Genomic DNA, 17,382 nt, shown 5'->3' on the forward strand with positions numbered 1-17,382 from the left:
CTGATGACCATAGCAAGTTGGTCCCACCCCTTCCCATCCCGAACAGGACCGTGAAACAACTTTGCGCCGATGATAGTGCTGCAACCAGTGTGAAAGTAGGTTATCGTCAGGCTTGTTATTCGCAGTAAGAGAAAAACCCGATCAGCAATGGTCGGGTTTTTTTTCGTCTGGTGGTTTTGCAGGTTTTACGGCGTACAGGCGTAAAAAAAGCAGCGCTGCGCGCTGCCTTTGTCATTTATCACGCTCATTAAAAGTGATAAGCGACTTTGACGTTCATGTAATTGACGCCGCTATTCGGTTTCTTGTAGCCACCGTTCGAGAAATGCTGGATCTTCGCAGCGACTTCCCATTTATTATTGAAAATATAGCCAACGCCGATATGGTCGCCGAACTGGAAGTGGGTCGACAGGCGGTTATCGTCGTTATCGTACAGCTTGGACAGCATGTGCACGCCAATGCCGCCTTCCGCATAGAAGCCCAGCTTGTTCGTGTTTTCAAAGCGGAACACGGGGGTAAAGCCCAGGTCCCACAGTTTTTGATGCTGGCCAGGGACATTGCGATAGCTCTTGCCATCCCAGCCGCCGATGCTGGCATCCCAGTAACCGCTCAGCTGTGTGCCATTCGATACGAACCAGGCCTTATCCCAGTTCGAGGTCACGCCGGCGCGTACCATTTGTACCTTCACGCCCTTGGCATATTCGCCGTAGACGGAGTCGATCAGTTTGTCGTCGGCGGCAAAGCCGGCGTTGGCCGCCATCAGCGCGGCAACAGCGGCGATGGATTTGAGGAGATTCTTCTTGAAGAACATAGAGGCTTTCATCGTAAAATTGGCCGATAGGCTATTGTTGTACAGGCACCTTGCTTTGATGCCGCTCTCGCCACTTGTTGATCTCAGGGGTTCAATTGACATTCTCTACAAAAATCGCATTTCTCGGTATCGGTCTGATGGGGGATCCGATGGTCCGGTGCCTGCTACGCGCTGGATATTCTGTCACAATTTGGAATCGCACGCACAGCAAGGCCCAAGTCCTGCGTGCAGCAGGGGCGCAACCCGCCGTTTCCATCACTGAGGCGGTCAATGGCGCGGATGTGGTCATCTCGATGCTGGAAGCCGGTCCCATCGTGGCAACAGTGCTGCAACAGGCGTTGCCGGCCCTGGCAGGCGGCGCGATCTGGATCGACATGAGTTCCACCAAGCAGGCAGAAGCCCAGCAATTTCATGCCACCTTGCACGCTGCAGGCCATGGTTTCATCGATGCGCCCGTCTCGGGCGGCGTCGGCGGGGCACAAGCGGGCACCCTGGCCATCATGGCTGGCGCCAGCACCGGCGATTACGCGCGGGTTGAAGTGATTCTATCGGCCATGGGACGCCCGACGCTGGTGGGGCCGGCCGGCAGCGGGCAGGTCGCCAAGTTGTGCAACCAGCTGATCGTCGGCGCGACATTGAATATCGTGGCGGAAGCCTTGCTGCTGGCCCAGGCGGCCGGCGCCGATGCGAGCGCCGTACGGGCAGCCATCCGCGGCGGCTTTGCCGAAAGCAGGATTTTGGAGGTGCATGGCCAGCGCATGCTGGAACGTAATTTTGTTGCCGGTGGCCAGGTGAAAAGCCAGATCAAGGATATGCACAATATCCTCGCGGCAGCCGAGGCGGCCCACGTCACCTTGCCGGTGACACAACTGGTGACGCAGCGCTATGAAAGCCTCGCTACCACGCACCCGACAGCCGATCACGCGGCGGCCTTGCTGGCTCTGGAAGCGTTGAATCCGGGCCAGCGCCTGGGCACCGGTCCGGATCAACTGAGCTGATTCAAGCGATGGGCAGGCTTGCTTCGGCCAACTTGACCCAGAAACTGGCGCCGATGGGCAGCAGATTGTCGTTGAAGTCGTAGCTGCCATTGTGCAAGACGCACGGACCCAGGCCGTGGCCGCCATCGCGATGCTCGCCATCGCCATTGCCGATGAAGATGTAGCAGCCAGCCTTTTCTTGCAGGAAGAAGGCAAAATCTTCCGCGCCCATGGTCGGCTCGACATTCGCGTTGACCTTGTCGGCGCCCACCACGCTTTTCATGACTTCGACGGCAAACGCCGTTTCTTTCGCGTGGTTGACCAGCGGCGGATAGTTGCGCTTGAAGTGGAAATCGACCTCGGCACCAAAGGCGGCGGCCGTATGCACGGCGATGTCGCGCATGCGCTCTTCGATCAAGTCCAGCACGGGCGTGGTGAAGGTGCGCACGGTGCCGACCAGGCTGGCGTCATCGGGAATCACATTGGTGGCGCTGCCCGCGTGGATTTGCGTGATCGACAGCACGGCCGTGTCGAGCGGACTCTTGTTGCGCGTGATGACGGTTTGCCAGCTTTGCGCGATTTGCACGGCCACCATGACGGGATCGATGCCCTTGTGGGGCTGGGCCGCGTGCGCGCCCTTGCCCTTGACGGTGACGTGGAATTCATTGCTGGATGCCATCATTGGCCCTTCCACCACGCTCAGGGTACCTGTTTCCGCGCCTGGCCAGTTGTGCATGCCGTAGATGGCATCCATGGGAAAGCGGGTAAACAAGCCGTCTTCGATCATTTCACGCGCCCCCGCGCCGCCTTCCTCGGCCGGCTGGAAGACGAGGTAGACCGTGCCGTCGAAGTTGCGGTGCTGCGCCAGGTAATGAGCGGCACCCAGCAGCATGGCCGTGTGGCCGTCGTGGCCGCAGGCGTGCATCTTGCCTGGGTGACGTGAAGCGTGCTCGAAGGTATTCATTTCCTGCATCGGCAAGGCATCCATATCGGCGCGCAGGCCGATGGCACGCTTGGAGGTGCCATGCTGGATGATGCCGACCACGCCAGTGCGGCCCAGGCCGCGTACCACGGGAATGCCCCATTCTGTCAGTTTGGCGGCGACCACGTCCGAAGTGCGCTGTTCTTCGTAGCACAGCTCGGGATGCGCGTGCAGGTCGCGGCGTATACCTTGCAGCTCGGATTGAAACGCCAAGATCGGATCAACTAGTTTCATGGGACTCTCCTGTGAATGCTGGCACGCAGCAATGTATGGCGCGCCGGACCGTGCTTGTTTGATCAAAAACAGGCGCGGCTAATAGTGCATTGTAGCCCTTGTTTGCCGGGTAAATCCAGCGCACGGACGTGCTTGCCACGGCGCCAACAGCAAGCGCGCGGAATGGTTTACAGTATCGCCTTCCCCCAACGTTTTTGGATTGCCCCATGACCACCACCCAAGTGCGCGCCGCCTGCCCGCTCGACTGCCCCGATACCTGCGCCTTGCTGGTCACCGTGACCGATGGTGTGGCAACAGCCGTCAAGGGCGATCCCGACCACCCGACCACGGCTGGCGTGCTGTGCACCAAGGTGTCGCGCTTCACGGAACGCACCTATCATGCGGACCGGCTGCTGCATCCGCTGCGCCGCGTGGGCAAGAAGGGGGAAGGCAAGTTCGAACGCATCAGCTGGGAAGAGGCGCTGCAGACCATCGCGGCCCGCCTGAAACCGATCGCCGCGCGCGATCCGCAGGCGATCTTGCCGTACAGCTACTGCGGCACCATGGGCCTGGTGCAGGGTGAATCGATGTCCTCGCGCTTCTTCAACCAGCTCGGTGCTTCCCTGCTGGACCGCACCATTTGCGCGTCGGCCGGCGCCACCGGTTACCGCTACACGGTGGGCGCCAGCATCGGCACGGACCTGGAGCAATTCCAGAACGCGAAATTGATCATCATCTGGGGCGGCAACCCGATCGCCTCGAACCTGCACTTCTGGATGCGCGCGCAAGAGGCCAAGCGCAATGGCGCCACCTTGATCGCCATCGACCCCTACCGTTCGCTGACGGCCGAAAAGTGCCACCAGCACATCGCCTTGCTGCCGGGTACCGATGCGGCCCTGGCGCTGGGTTTGATGCATGTCTTGATTGTGGAAGATTTGCTCGATCATGACTACATCGATCGCTACACTGTAGGCTACGATGCCTTGAAACAGCGCGCGCTGGAATGGCCGCCTGGGCGCGTGGCCGAGGTATGCGGCATCACGACCACGGAAGTGGTGGAACTGGCGCGCCTGTACGGCCAGGCGTGCCGCTCTGGCGAAGGCGCCGCCATCCGCACCAACTACGGCGTGCAGCGCGTGCATGGCGGTGGCATGGCAGTGCGCAATATTGCCTGCCTGCCGGCCCTGACGGGCGCCTGGCGCCATCCGGCGGGCGGCATGCAGCTGTCGAGCTCGGGTTCCTTTCCCGTCAACCGCAAGGCCCTGCAGCGCCCGGATCTATTGAAAGGCACGCCGCGCACCATCAACATGAGCACTATCGGCGACGATCTGCTGAAAACCGCGTCGCCCGAGTTCGGCCCGCAAGTCGAGGCCGTGATCGTCTACAACTCGAATCCCCTGGCGGTAGCGCCCGATTCGTCGAAAGTGGCACAGGGTTTTGCCCGCGAGGATTTGTTTACGGTCGTGCTCGAACACTTCCAGACCGATACCGTCGATTACGCCGACATCGTGCTGCCCGCCACCACGCAGCTGGAACATGTCGATGCGCATTCCACCTACGGTCACCTGTACATGATGGCGAACAACGCGGCCGTGGCGCCGCTGGGCGAAGCGAAGGCGAATACGGAAATCTTCCGCCTGCTGGCGCAGCACATGGGCTTTGATGACCCGTGCTTCCAGGAAAGCGACGATGCGCTGGCGGCCAAGGCCTTCGATACGACGGATGCGCGCGCCGTACATTTCGACTGGGAATCGCTGAAACGCACGGGCTGGCAAAAGCTGGCCATGGCCGAAGCGCCATTTGCCGAAGGTGGTTTCCCCACGCCATCGGGCAAGTGCGAGTTGTATTCCAGCGCCATGGCGCTGGCGGGACTCGATCCCTTGCCGACGTATATCGCGCCGCACGAATCGCAAGCCAGCAATCCTGCCCTGGCAGCCCGTTATCCGCTGGCCATGATTTCGCCGCCGGCGCGCAATTTCCTCAACTCCACTTTCGTGAACGTGAAAAGCTTGCGCGCGGCCGAGGGCGAGCCGCACCTCGATATCCATCCCGACGATGGCGCCGCGCGTGGCATCGCGGCCGGCGACATGGTGCGCATTTTTAATGATCGCGGCAGCTTTGTGGCCAAGGCCAGGGTGACGGACAAGGCCAGACGCGGCCTGGTGGTGGGCTTGTCCGTGTGGTGGAAGAAACTCGCCAGCGATGGCAAGAACGCCAATGAAGTGACGAGCCAGCGCCTGACGGACATGGGCCGCGCGCCGACCTTCTACGATACGCTGGTTGAAGTGGAAAAGGCAGTCTGACCATGACCCTGGCGCGCTGGCCGGCCCGCTTGCTTGTCGGCACGCTGTGCATGTTGCTGGGTGGCTGTACGCAGCTGCGCTACTACACGCAGGCGGCGCAAGGGCAATATGCGCTGTGGTCGGGCGCGCGCCCCATCGGTGACTGGCTCGATGACCCGGCCACGGAGCCGCGCCTGAAAGTGCGCCTGGCCAAGGCACAGCAAATCCGTCGCTTTGCCGTCAGCGAACTGGACTTGCCCGACAATGGCAGCTACAAGAACTATGCCTCCCTGCGGCGCCCGTTTGTGCTGTGGAACGTGGTGGCCACGCCGGAACTGTCGCTGCAGCCGCTGCAATGGTGTTTCCCCATCGCCGGCTGCGTGAATTACCGCGGCTATTACAGCAAGGAAGAGGCGCTGGCGTATGCCGATGAGTTGCGGGCCCAGCATTACGACGTGCAGGTGGGCGGCGTGCCCGCGTATTCCACCTTGGGCTGGTTCGACGATCCCCTGCTGTCGACCTTTATCAATTACAACGATGCGGAACTGGCGCGCCTGATTTTTCATGAACTGGCGCACCAGGTGGTGTACGTGCCTGGCGATTCGGCCTTCAACGAGTCGTTTGCCAGCGCCGTGGAAGAGGCGGGCGTGCAGCGCTGGCTGGCGCGCGAGGGCAATGACGCCATGCGCGCCGCGTACGCCCAGTATGCGGCGCGGCGCCAGGATTTTCTCGCCTTGCTGCTGACATATCGGGGCGAACTGGACGCCGTGTATGCGAGCGGCGCCAGCGATGCGGACAAGCGCGCGCGCAAGGCGCAGGTATTTGCGGCATTGCAAGATGCCTACCAGGTACTGAAGCAAAACTGGGGTGGTTTTGCCGGTTACGACCGCTGGTTCGAGCAGCCATTGAGCAATGCGCACCTGGCTTCCGTGTCTACCTACAATGAATTTTTGCCTGCCTTCAAAAAATTGCTGGAAGAAAAAAAGAACTTTCGTGCTTTTTATGCTGCAGTGCACACAATGGCCCAGATCAAGAAGCCTGAGCGCAGGCGTGCGCTGGAACAATTGTCCAGCCCCTGACCCGTAAAGATTGTCTCGCACGTCAGGGCGAACGATCCTGCAACAGTGTATTTATCATGTTGCGCTGCAGCACAAAAAGCCCCTAGAGTTGCCGCTCGAATACTGTTGAAAGCGCTTGCATGGAAGCCCGGCGCCCGATAGCATCGCATTAGTAGCATAGAGCAATTGCTCGTCAGAATGCTCAAACTGACTGCAGGACGACAGAATCCGCAGCAATGATCCGCGCCGGCAGGGTGCGCCGGCTCCCCCACGATTATTTGAGACAAGAGGCACAGGATGGAAAAAATTTGGCTGAAGTCGTACCCTCCCGGCGTACCTGCCGACATCGATCCTGATCAATATCGTTCGCTGGTGCATTTGCTGGAAGAAGCGTTTCAAAAATATGCGGATCGCAATGCCTATGTCTGCATGGACAAATTTCTCACCTATGCCGAACTCGACACCTATTCGCGCCAGCTGGGTGCCTGGCTGCAAAGCCGTGGCCTGAAGAAGGGCGCCCGGGTCGCCCTGATGATGCCGAACGTGCTGCAGTATCCGGTGGCGATCGCCGCCGTCCTGCGCGCCGGCTACACCGTGGTCAACGTCAACCCGCTATATACGCCGCGCGAACTCGAGCATCAGCTCAACGATTCGGGCAGCGAAGCCATCATCGTGCTGGAAAACTTTGCCCATACGCTCGAACAAGTGCTGGGCAAGACAGCTGTCAAGCACATCGTCGTCGCCAGCATGGGCGAAATGCTGGGCGGCTTGAAGGGCATGATCGTCAATTTTGTCGTGCGCAACGTCAAGAAGATGGTGCCCGCGTATTCCTTGCCGAACGCCATGCGTTTCAAGCAGGCGCTGGCGCTGGGCAGCCGCATGAAACTCACGCCTGTCGAGCTGGGCATCAATGACCCTGCCTTCCTGCAATACACGGGCGGCACGACGGGCGTATCGAAAGGCGCGACCTTGAGCCACCGCAATGTGATCGCCAATGTGCTGCAAAGCGAAGCGTGGTCGGGCGCGGCGCTCGACCAGAATAGCAAGGAACAGATGATCATCGTCTGCGCCTTGCCGCTGTACCATATCTTTGCCCTGACGGCGTGCGCCATGTGGGGCACGCGCGTGGGCGCCCTGAATATCCTGATCCCGAATCCGCGCGATATCCCGGGCCTGATCAAGGAGCTGGGCAAGTACAAATTCAACCTGCTGCCAGCGGTCAATACCCTGTATAACGCGCTGGTGAATCACCCCGATTTCGCCAAGCTCGACTTCTCGGGCCTGAAGATCGCCAATGGCGGCGGCATGGCAGTGCAGCAAGCCGTCAACGACAAGTGGCTGCAAGTGACGGGCGTGTCCATCATTGAAGGCTATGGCTTGTCGGAAACGTCGCCTGTCGCCACCTGCAACCGCGCCGACAGCACGGCGTTTTCCGGCACCATCGGCTTGCCGATTCCGTCGACCGAGATCGCCATCCTCGACGATGACGGCAAGGAAGTGCCGCTGGGCCAGACGGGCGAAATCGCCATCCGTGGCCCGCAAGTGATGAGCGGCTACTGGAACCGTCCCGATGAAACGGCCAAGGTCATGACACCTGATGGATACTTTAAATCCGGTGATGTGGGCATCATGGACGAGCGCGGCTACGTGAAGATTGTCGACCGCAAGAAAGACATGATTCTCGTCTCCGGTTTCAATGTGTATCCGAACGAAGTGGAAGCCGTCATCGCGGCCCATCCTGGCGTGCTCGAGTGCGCCTGCGTGGGCGTGCCGGATGAGCACTCGGGCGAGGCCGTGAAAGTGTTTGTCGTGCGCAAGGATCCGAACCTGACCCAGGCAGTGCTGGCCGCGTACTGCAAGGAGCAATTCACCGGTTACAAGCGGCCGAAATACATCGAGTTCCGCGATGAGCTGCCGAAGACCAACGTCGGCAAGATTTTGCGTCGCGCCCTGCGTGACGAAACGAAGACAGCAGCATAAACAGTGTGGGATGCGCCAGGAGGCGCATCCCTTTTACAGATAAAGATGAGGCGAGATGGACAAGATTTGGTTGAAGTCGTACCCGGACAGCGTTCCTGCAGAGATTGACTGCACGCAATACCGTTCCGTCACGCATTTGCTGGAAGAGTCGTTCCAGAAATATGCGGACCGCAATGCTTTCGTGTGCATGGATAAATTCCTCACCTACCGCGAACTGGACCAGTTGTCGCAGCAGATGGGCGCCTGGCTGCAAAGCAAGGGCCTGCAAGCGGGCGCGCGCGTGGCGATCATGCTGCCAAACGTGCTGCAGTATCCGGTGGCCATGGCGGCAATTTTGCGCGCCGGCTATACGGTGGTAAACGTGAACCCGCTGTACACGCCGCGTGAATTGCAGCATCAGCTGACCGATTCGGGCAGCGAAGCGATCATCGTGCTGGAAAACTTTGCCACCACGGTGGAGCAGGTATTGCCACATACCCAGGTCAAGCATGTGATCGTCGCCACCATGGGCGACTTGCTGGGCGGACTGAAAGGCACGATCGTCAACTTCGTCGTGCGCAAGATCAAGAAAATGGTACCCGCGTTTTCCTTGCCGGGCGCCATCAGCTTCAACAAGATGCTGGCCGAAGGCGCACGCCTGAGCCTGACGCCGGTGCAGCAGGGGCATGACGATATCGTCTTCCTGCAATACACGGGCGGCACGACGGGCGTCTCGAAGGGCGCGATGTTGCTGCATCGCAACGTGATCGCCAACGTACTGCAAAACGAGGCGTGGATGTCGCCCGTGATGACGCCTGAAATGCGGGCCACCTCGATGGGATTCATGTGCGCCCTGCCCCTGTATCACATCTATTCTCTGACCGTCAGCGCCCTGATGGGCATGCGCCTGGGCGGTATGAGCGTGCTGATACCCAACCCGCGCGACATCCCCGGTTTCGTCAAGGAATTGTCCAAACACAAGATCGTCGTCTTCCCTGCCGTCAATACCTTGTATAACGCGCTGCTGAACAATGCCGACTTCGCCAAGCTCGATTTTTCCAGCTACAAAGTGTGCAATGGCGGCGGCATGGCCTTGCAGCGCAACGTGGCCGAGCGCTGGCTGAAACTGACGGGTTGCCCGCTGATCGAAGGCTATGGCATGTCGGAAACGTCGCCCGTGGTGACGGGCAACCGCGTCGACATCACGGAATTTACGGGTACCATCGGCTTGCCTTTCCCTTCGACGGAAGTGGCGATCTTGAACGACGACGGCGTGGAAGTGCCGCTGGGCGAGCCGGGCGAGATCGCCGTGCGCGGCCCGCAAGTGATGGCCGGCTACTGGCAGCGTCCGGACGAGACGGCCAAGTCGATGACGGTCGACGGTTACTTCAAGACGGGCGATGTGGGTGTCATGGATGAGCGCGGCTACGTAAAAATCGTGGACCGCAAGAAAGACATGATCATCGTGTCCGGCTTCAATGTGTATCCGAATGAAGTGGAAGACGTGGTCGCTTCCTGCCCTGGCGTGCTGGAATGCGCCTGCATCGGCGTGCCGGATGCCAACGCGGGCGAAGCCGTGAAAGTGTTTGTTGTGCGCAAGGATCCGAACCTGACGGTGGAACAGATCCGCGAGCATTGCAAGCATGAGCTGACGGCTTACAAGAAACCGAAGTACATCGAGTTTCGTGATGAATTGCCGAAAACCAATGTCGGCAAGATCTTGCGCCGTCAATTACGCGACGAAAAGAAGGTTGCCTAATTCGCAGCCAGGGCCGTGTCCGCCGCCAGGTTCCGCCCTGGGCGGGCGGGCAAGCCGAAGCAGGGGCGCAGCCAGTTCACCTTGCTGATCAGCAGCGACGTCCCCAGCCAGCAGGTCGCCACCGTGCCGGCCAGTACCAGCAGCGGTTCCACCACTGGCCCAAGCTTCAGGGGCACAAGCCAATAGGCCAGCAGCACGATGGCGCTCTGGTGCAATATGTACCAGGGGAAGACGGCCTGGCGCGCCCATGGCAGCCAGGCAAACGGTTTATTCAGCAAGGTGTGCGACCAGCCAAGGATGGCGCAGATGGCCAGCCACATATACAGGTTGCGCATGGGCCAGGAGCCGAACGAGGCCCAGGTCAGCAGGTTTTCCGAATACACCAGGTCAAAGCCCAGATACACGGCAAACGCGCAGGGCGCCAGCAGCAGCGCATGCCAGCGCAAGCGCGCCAGTTCCTGCCACGCTCCCTTGTCATTGCCCAGCCACCAGCCATACAGGTACATGGTGAAATAGATGGCGTGTGCGTACCAGTCCTTCACCAGCGCATGGTTTTCCGGATAGCGCAGTTTCAGGAAGGCCGTCGCCGCCAGCGCCGGCAGGGCGGGCAGGATCAACAGGCGCCAGTCGCGCAACCCCGTGAACAGCGGCCTTGCCCTGGCCAGCAGTGGCTGCAGCGCCACCAGCACAATGGTGTACAGCAACAAATACACGAGATACCACAGATGATTCCAGGTAAAACTGGTCTTCCAGCCCGTAAATGCGCCGGCCGGCCAGGCATGGCCGCCAAAGTAATGCAGCAGAAATTGTCCATAGCCAGGCTCGACCAGGCCATTCGTGACGCCTTCGCAATACGGCTGCACGGGTATCACCACCAGCACGCCAAACAGCAGGGGCAGCAACAGGCGCTTGACTCTGCGCCGCAGGAAAGCCTGCCTGGACGTTTGCGTCATCATGGCGCAGGACACGCCGGAAATGAGGAACACGATTTCCATGCGCCAACGGTTGATAAAGACCATGGGAAAGTTCAATGTTTCCGTCAAGTAACTGCTCTTCATGTGGAAGGCGGCGCCGTCCAGGTACAGCATGGCCGTGTGGTAGGCGATCAGCAGGCTGAAGACAAGAAAGCGCAGGGCATCGATATCGTAACGGCGAGAATTGGTGGTCATGGTCGCGGGATCCGTTGGTAAGGGAAGGTCCCAGCATAGGCAGGCCGCGCGGGGCGAACCAGCGAAAAGTGACCAATTGCGGGCTGTTTGTGACGAGCGGTGATGCTGGGACGGCTTTGGGACCTTACAATCATGCAACTAATTCATCGTCCGACACCATGCGCCTGTCTTCCACCGATTTGTTGCAACGATACCGACGCTGGCGCCAGATCGCCGAACCAGCTTTCTGGATCATCCTGTATCTGCTGCAAACGTCGCTCAACTGCTGGATCAGCTGGACCGACCGTCAGCGTGCCGGGCTCGCTACGCCCTTCTGGGAAGTGGCTGTGTGGGAGTGGAGCAGCAACCTGGTGTTGCTGGCGCTGGTACCGCTGGTGATCTTGGCCAACCAGTTGCGGCCGCTGCACCTGGTGTTCCAGCGCCAGAACCTGCGCTGGCACCTGGTCGTCTCGCTGGTCTACAGCCTCGTGCATGTGCTGGCCATGGTGGCCTTGCGCAAACTGGCTTACTGGAGTGCCGGCAGCGATTACGATTTCGGTAACTGGTGGCGTGAATTGCCATACGAATATGTCAAGGATGTGCGTACTTACTTCTCCATCTTATTGTTCACGGGCTTTTACCAGTTGCTGCTGATGCGCTGGCAAGGCGAGGCGACCCTGCTGGGCGAACCCGATGAAGGCCCGGCAATGGAGCCGGTACAGCAGCCAGAACGGTTTCTGGTGCGCAAGCTGGGCAAGGACTTTTTGCTGCCCGCCAGCGACATCGAATGGATACAGGCCTGGGGCAACTATGTGAATTTGCATGTGCGCGGACACGATTACCCGCTGCGCTCGACCATGGCCGCCATCGAGCGCCGCCTGGACGGCAAGCGCTTCGTGCGCGTGCACCGCAGCTACATCGTCAACCTTGCATTTGTGCAGAGCATCGTGCCGCTGGAATCGGGTGATGCGCGCGCCGTGCTATCCACGGGCGGTGAAGTGCCCGTCAGCCGGCGCTACCGCGATGCCTTGAAAAGCATGGGCTAGATGCGTTGCGCGCCAGCCTTGCCGTCCAGGACGGTAAAACTGGCCACTGTCGCGATGCTCGATGCGCCGTCGCGCACATTCTCCAGGCCCTGGAACAGGGTCGTGGTTTTCTCTGGCGTGATCTCCATCAGCATATAGCCGCGCTTGTCGCTGCGGCCGTAACGGATGTGCGGGTTCATCGCCACGTACTGCTCCGTGCGCGCTTGCGGGCGGGAACTCGAGGTGATTGAGGTACCGCAAAATTCGGTCGCCAGCACGGGATTATCCTTGCCGGTGGGGCGCATGGCATTGCGGCTCAGTTCGGTGGCATAAAAGGTGTGCACGTCGCCTGACAGTACCAGTGGATTGCTGGCCTTGCTCCTGCGCAAAGCGTCGAGCAGGTGCTGGCGCGCCATCGGGTAGCCATCCCAGCCATCGGTCCAGATGCGCTCGTCGCCGGGCCGCAAAATCGGCACCTGGCTCGATTGTGCCATCAGGGTTTGCTGGGCGAGGATATTCCAGCGGGCCGGGGAGTCGTCGAGGCCGGCTTGCAGCCAGCGCTGCTGTTCCTCGCCCAGCATCGTGCGCTGCGGTTTCAGCAAATCGGGGCAGTTGCGCGTGGTGACGGAATTCGAACCGCCGCGGCCCGGTTTGGCGCACGCGTGGTGGGCGCGGTATTGCCGGTCATCCAGCACGTGGAAGCGTGCCAGGCGGCCCCAGTCATAGCGCTGGTAGATGCGCATGTCGACAAAGCCGCGCCGTCCCAGCGGTAGCAACCGCAGCGGCATGTGTTCATAAAACACCTGGTAGGCGGCCGCGCGGCGCTCAAGAAACGACGGCGTGAGCAACTCGTCGCGGTCATTCCCGTAATCATTGGCCACTTCATGGTCGTCCCAGGTGACGATCCACGGCGCGGCCAGGTGCGCGCCCTGCAAGTCGCGGTCGCTCTTGTATTGCGCGTAGCGGGCGCGGTAGTCGGCCAGGCTAAAGCTTTCGTGCGTGCGCACGGCCCGGCTCGGGTGCTGCAACTGGTACGGTCCCCATTCGTAGATATAGTCGCCGAGGAAGGCCACCAGGTCGGGCGCGGCCGCGGCGATGTGCCGGTGCGCCGCATACGCGCCGAATTCCCAGTGCTGGCATGAGGCGACGGCCAGTTTCAGCGAGGCAGGCATGGCGCCGGGCTCGGGCGCCGTGCGCGTGCGGCCCACGGGGCTGACGGCGTCGCCCAGCATGAAGCGGTACCAGTACCAGCGCCCGGGTGTCAGGCCGCCCACGTCGACGTGCACGCTATGCGCGAGGGCGGGCGTGGCCGTTGCCTGGCCCTTGGCGGCGATGCGCCGAAAACCTTCATCGTGGGCCACTTCCCAGCGCACGCTCAAGGCGATGGCGGGCGTGGCGGCTGCGTGCAGCGGGTCGTAGCAGATGCGCGTCCACAGCACGACGGAGTCCGGCAAGGGTGAACCGGACGCGACACCGAGCGCAAATGGATAGCCGGCGCTGTTCAGGCGCGTGGCGGCGCTGGCGCTGGAACCGGACAGCACGCCGCCGGCCGCGGCAAGCGCACCGATGCGGGCGGCGCTCCGCAGGAAGATGCGGCGCTGGCTATCCATGCCGTCTGAAAATAAAACGTGGGATTATTGCGACAATCAAGACGACAACAAGGTCTCGATCGGCGGCACCTTGCGCGGCTTGCGGTCGGAGTCCGTCGCCACATAGATCAGGGTCGCTTCCGTGACTTTCACGATGCATGCCTGCAGGCGGTTGCGCTCGGCATACACCTCGACATTGACGGTGATCGAGGTATTGCCAACCTTGACGATGTCGGCGTAGAAGGAGAGCAGATCGCCGACGAAGACGGGATTTTTGAAGACGAAGGAGTTGACGGCGATGGTGGCGACGCGGCCGTTGGCGCGCCGCGTGGCCGGCAGGGAACCGGCGATATCGACCTGCGCCATGATCCAGCCGCCGAAGACGTCGCCGTACACATTGGCGTCGGACGGTGCGGGCATCATGCGCAATTCCGGCATTTTTCCGGCGGGAAGGCCGGAGGCGAGGCAGTTGTCGGGACGGTCGGGGGAGGTGCTCATCTTTTATTCTCATGAAAGGCTACAATTGCCCCGATTGAACCATAAAAAGCCGACCTTCGCCATGCGCCGTTCCCAGACTCCCCCTCCGCCCCGCTCGCCAGCCTCCGCCAGCCACAGCGATTTCGCCACCATCAAGACCTTGCTGCCATACCTGTGGGTTTACAAATGGAGAGTATTGCTGGCGCTGCTATGCCTGGTGGGCGCCAAGCTGGCCAACGTGGGCGTGCCCCTGATCTTGAAAAAACTCGTCGACGCCATGACTATCACGGCGGCCCATCCGCAAGCACTGCTGGTGTTGCCCGTCGGCTTGCTGGTGGCGTACGGCTTGCTGCGCCTGTCGACCACCTTGTTTACGGAATTGCGCGAATTCCTGTTTGCGCGGGTCACGCAGCGGGCCGTGCGCACCATTGCCCTGCAAGTGTTCCGCCACCTGCATGCTTTGTCGCTGCGTTTCCATTTGAACCGCCAGACGGGCGGCATGACGCGCGATATCGAACGGGGCACGCGCAGCGTCGGCTCGCTCATTTCCTACACCCTGTTCAACATCTTGCCGACCCTGGTGGAAATCACCCTCGTGCTCGGCTACCTGGTCTTGCATTACGACATCTGGTTCACCGTGATCACGGCGGTGGCGCTCGTGTCGTATATCGCGTTTACCGTGCTGGTGACGAACTGGCGCACGCATTTCCGCCGCACCATGAACGACCTCGATTCAAAAGCCAATACCAAGGCCATCGATTCGCTGATCAACTATGAAACCGTGAAATACTTCGGCAACGAGGATTACGAGGCGAAGCGCTACGACGAAGGCTTGCAGCGCTATGAATCGGCGGCCGTGAAATCGCAGACTTCCTTGTCCCTGCTCAATACGGGCCAGTCCCTGATCATCGCCACGGCCGTCACCCTGATCCTGTGGCGCGCCACGGTGGGCGTGATCGCCGGCACGATGACCCTGGGCGACCTGGTGCTGGTGAACGCCTTCATGATCCAGCTGTATATTCCCCTCAATTTCCTGGGCGTCATCTACCGCGAAATCAAGCAAAGCCTGGCCGACATGGAACGCCTGTTTTCCTTGCTGAACGAGAACCGCGAAATCGCCGATACGTCAGAAGCCAAGCCGCTCGTCACGCGGGGCGCGGCCGTGCGTTTCGACCACGTGAATTTCAGCTACGAAGCCAAGCGGCAAATCCTGTTCGACGTGGATTTCCAGATACCCGCCGGCACCACGACGGCTGTAGTGGGCCACAGCGGCTCGGGCAAGTCGACCCTGTCGCGCTTGCTGTTCCGCTTCTATGAAGTCGATGGCGGCGGCATCACCATCGATGGCCAGGACTTGCGCGGCATCACGCAGGATTCCCTGCGCGCGGCCATCGGCATCGTGCCGCAAGACACGGTGCTGTTCAACGACACCATCGAATACAACATCGCCTATGGCAAGCCGGGCGCCACCAAGGAGGCCATCGTGGCGGCCGCCAAAGCGGCATCGATCCATGATTTTATTGAAAGCTTGCCAGATGGCTACAACTCCATGGTGGGCGAGCGGGGTTTGAAACTGTCGGGTGGCGAAAAGCAGCGCGTGGCCATCGCCCGCACCTTGCTGAAAGACCCTGCCATCCTGATCTTCGACGAAGCCACCTCGGCGCTCGATTCGAAGGCCGAGCAGGCGATCCAGTCGCAGCTGAAGGACATTGCCAAAAACCGCACCACCCTGGTGATTGCGCACCGTTTGTCGACGGTGGCCGACGCCCAGCAAATCCTGGTGCTCGACCATGGCCGCATCGTCGAACGGGGCACGCATCCGCAATTACTGGCGCTCGATGGCCTGTACGCGCAGATGTGGCAACGCCAGCAGGCAAATATGGACGACGAGGCGCAAGAGGACGAGTTGGCGGGGCTGGCACCGGCAAAATAAATCGGGAATGTGAAATCAGTAGGAAAAATGCTACAGCCGCGCCGGTTCAGGCGCGCGTATAGCGCCTATTTGCGGGCAATCGCAGAAAACGGCTGGTCCGGCGCTGAAAATGAAATAAAATTAATTCCATTGGTGGCGTCTGCACCACAGTTGTTTCGTTCGGAGTCCATCCGGTTTGTCCGCCCAGGAGAATTTATGAAATTGACCAAAATCTTCGCCACGCTGCTCAGCGTCGGTGTCATCAGCAGCATGTCGCCAGTCCAGGCTCAGGAATTGACCGGCACCTTGGCCAAGATCAAGAAAGCCGGTTCCGTCACCCTCGGTGTGCGCGACGGCTCCGTGCCCTTCTCCTATCTCGATGACAAGCAGCAATACCAGGGTTATTCGATCGACCTGTGCATGAAAGTCGTCACGGCCCTGCAAAAGCACCTGGGCCTGAGCGAACTGAAAGTGGTGATGAGCCCCGTCACCTCGGCCAACCGCATCCCGCTGATGGCCAACGGTACCATCGATCTCGAATGCGGTTCGACGACGAACAACCTGGAGCGCCAGCAGCAGGTGGCATTCGCCCCGACCATGTTCGTTATCGGCAACCGCGTGCTGTCGAAAAAATCCTCGAATATCAAGACCCTGGAAGACTTGCGCGGCAAGACCCTGGTCGCCACGGCCGGCACGTCGACCATCAAGCAGATGACCATCCTGAACAAGGAAAAAAACCTGGGCATGACGATTGCCGTCGGCAAGGATCATCCCGAATCGTTCCTGATGCTGGAAACGGGCCGCGCGGTGGCCGAAGCCAACGACGATATCCTGCTGGCCTCGCAAGTGGCCAACTCGAAGAACCCGAACGACTACGAAATCACCAAGGAAGCGCTGTCCGTCGAGCCATACGGCATCATGCTGCGCAAGGGCGATCCAGCCTTCAAGAAAGTGGTCGATGACGCCCTGATCCGCCTGTACAAGAGCGACGACATCAACCGCATCTACGCGAAATGGTTTACCTCGCCGATCCCGCCGAAAAACATCAACCTGAAATTCCCCATGCCGCCGCAATTGAAGGCCGTCTTCACGAATCCGACCGATTCGGGCGACCCGGCTGCGTATGCGGCCGTACCGGAAGCGCAGAAGACCTCGGACAAACGGAAAAAGTAACAAGAGTGCGTAACAAATCG

13 protein-coding genes and 1 rRNA gene are annotated in these 17,382 nt (G+C 60.5%); 9 read left to right on the forward strand and 5 right to left on the reverse strand.

The window, feature by feature from the left end; translation table 11 throughout:
- Positions 1 to 112, forward strand: a 5S ribosomal RNA gene (gene rrf / locus CSQ93_RS00005).
- A 135-nt stretch (positions 113 to 247) separates the two neighbouring features.
- Here the strand turns inward: rrf and CSQ93_RS00010 are convergent.
- Positions 248 to 820: an acyloxyacyl hydrolase gene (locus CSQ93_RS00010; RefSeq protein ID WP_230539252.1), complete on the reverse strand. Its 573-nt coding sequence runs from the start codon at positions 818 to 820 to the stop codon at positions 248 to 250.
- 83 nt (positions 821 to 903) lie between these two features.
- On the opposite strand from CSQ93_RS00010, the gene CSQ93_RS00015 reads away from it, so the two are divergent.
- Positions 904 to 1,806, forward strand: a complete 903-nt coding sequence (locus CSQ93_RS00015) for an NAD(P)-dependent oxidoreductase (protein WP_416208679.1) — start codon at positions 904 to 906, stop codon at positions 1,804 to 1,806.
- Position 1,807: 1 nt separating this feature from the next.
- On the opposite strand, the gene CSQ93_RS00020 is transcribed toward CSQ93_RS00015, so the two are convergent.
- A complete protein-coding gene (locus tag CSQ93_RS00020; RefSeq protein ID WP_099376207.1) occupies positions 1,808 to 3,001 on the reverse strand; it encodes a M20 aminoacylase family protein in 1,194 nt (397 codons plus the stop codon).
- Positions 3,002 to 3,207: 206 nt separating this feature from the next.
- On the opposite strand from CSQ93_RS00020, the gene CSQ93_RS00025 reads away from it, so the two are divergent.
- The 4 genes from CSQ93_RS00025 (at position 3,208) to CSQ93_RS00040 (ending at position 10,038) form a co-directional block, all read left to right on the forward strand.
- Positions 3,208 to 5,283 (forward strand): molybdopterin-containing oxidoreductase family protein, encoded by a 2,076-nt coding sequence (locus CSQ93_RS00025; RefSeq protein ID WP_099376208.1) that lies wholly within the window; start codon positions 3,208 to 3,210, stop codon positions 5,281 to 5,283.
- Between the two features lie 2 nt (positions 5,284 to 5,285).
- On the forward strand, positions 5,286 to 6,341 hold the full coding sequence (locus CSQ93_RS00030) for an aminopeptidase (RefSeq protein ID WP_099376209.1): 1,056 nt from the start codon (positions 5,286 to 5,288) through the stop codon (positions 6,339 to 6,341).
- A gap of 276 nt (positions 6,342 to 6,617) precedes the next feature.
- Complete coding sequence (locus CSQ93_RS00035; protein WP_099376210.1) at positions 6,618 to 8,300, forward strand: long-chain fatty acid--CoA ligase; 1,683 nt, start codon at positions 6,618 to 6,620, stop codon at positions 8,298 to 8,300.
- Between the two features lie 55 nt (positions 8,301 to 8,355).
- Positions 8,356 to 10,038: a long-chain-fatty-acid--CoA ligase gene (locus CSQ93_RS00040; RefSeq protein ID WP_099376211.1), complete on the forward strand. Its 1,683-nt coding sequence runs from the start codon at positions 8,356 to 8,358 to the stop codon at positions 10,036 to 10,038.
- Here CSQ93_RS00040 and CSQ93_RS00045 read toward each other — a convergent pair.
- Positions 10,035 to 11,207 (reverse strand): acyltransferase family protein, encoded by a 1,173-nt coding sequence (locus CSQ93_RS00045; RefSeq protein ID WP_099376212.1) that lies wholly within the window; start codon positions 11,205 to 11,207, stop codon positions 10,035 to 10,037. The genes CSQ93_RS00040 and CSQ93_RS00045 overlap by 4 nt on opposite strands.
- A 182-nt stretch (positions 11,208 to 11,389) precedes the next feature.
- Between CSQ93_RS00045 and CSQ93_RS00050 the strand changes: the two genes are divergently transcribed.
- Entirely contained in the window at positions 11,390 to 12,232 is an 843-nt protein-coding gene (locus tag CSQ93_RS00050; protein WP_233515962.1) for a LytR/AlgR family response regulator transcription factor, read from the forward strand.
- Here CSQ93_RS00050 and CSQ93_RS00055 read toward each other — a convergent pair.
- Both CSQ93_RS00055 and CSQ93_RS00060 read right to left on the reverse strand, forming a co-directional pair.
- A complete protein-coding gene (locus CSQ93_RS00055) occupies positions 12,229 to 13,821 on the reverse strand; it encodes an alkaline phosphatase D family protein (RefSeq protein WP_099376214.1) in 1,593 nt (530 codons plus the stop codon). The two genes, CSQ93_RS00050 and CSQ93_RS00055, sit on opposite strands and share 4 nt — an antisense overlap.
- A gap of 36 nt (positions 13,822 to 13,857) precedes the next feature.
- On the reverse strand, positions 13,858 to 14,223 hold the full coding sequence (locus tag CSQ93_RS00060) for an acyl-CoA thioesterase (protein WP_223278886.1): 366 nt from the start codon (positions 14,221 to 14,223) through the stop codon (positions 13,858 to 13,860).
- A 136-nt stretch (positions 14,224 to 14,359) separates the two neighbouring features.
- Between CSQ93_RS00060 and CSQ93_RS00065 the strand changes: the two genes are divergently transcribed.
- On the forward strand, positions 14,360 to 16,210 hold the full coding sequence (locus tag CSQ93_RS00065) for an ABCB family ABC transporter ATP-binding protein/permease (RefSeq protein ID WP_099376655.1): 1,851 nt from the start codon (positions 14,360 to 14,362) through the stop codon (positions 16,208 to 16,210).
- A 195-nt stretch (positions 16,211 to 16,405) separates the two neighbouring features.
- Positions 16,406 to 17,362: an amino acid ABC transporter substrate-binding protein gene (locus CSQ93_RS00070; RefSeq protein ID WP_099376215.1), complete on the forward strand. Its 957-nt coding sequence runs from the start codon at positions 16,406 to 16,408 to the stop codon at positions 17,360 to 17,362.
- Positions 17,363 to 17,382: the final 20 nt, after the last annotated feature.

This window comes from Janthinobacterium sp. BJB426 (assembly GCF_002735705.1).
Classification (GTDB): Bacteria; Pseudomonadota; Gammaproteobacteria; order Burkholderiales; family Burkholderiaceae_D; genus Janthinobacterium.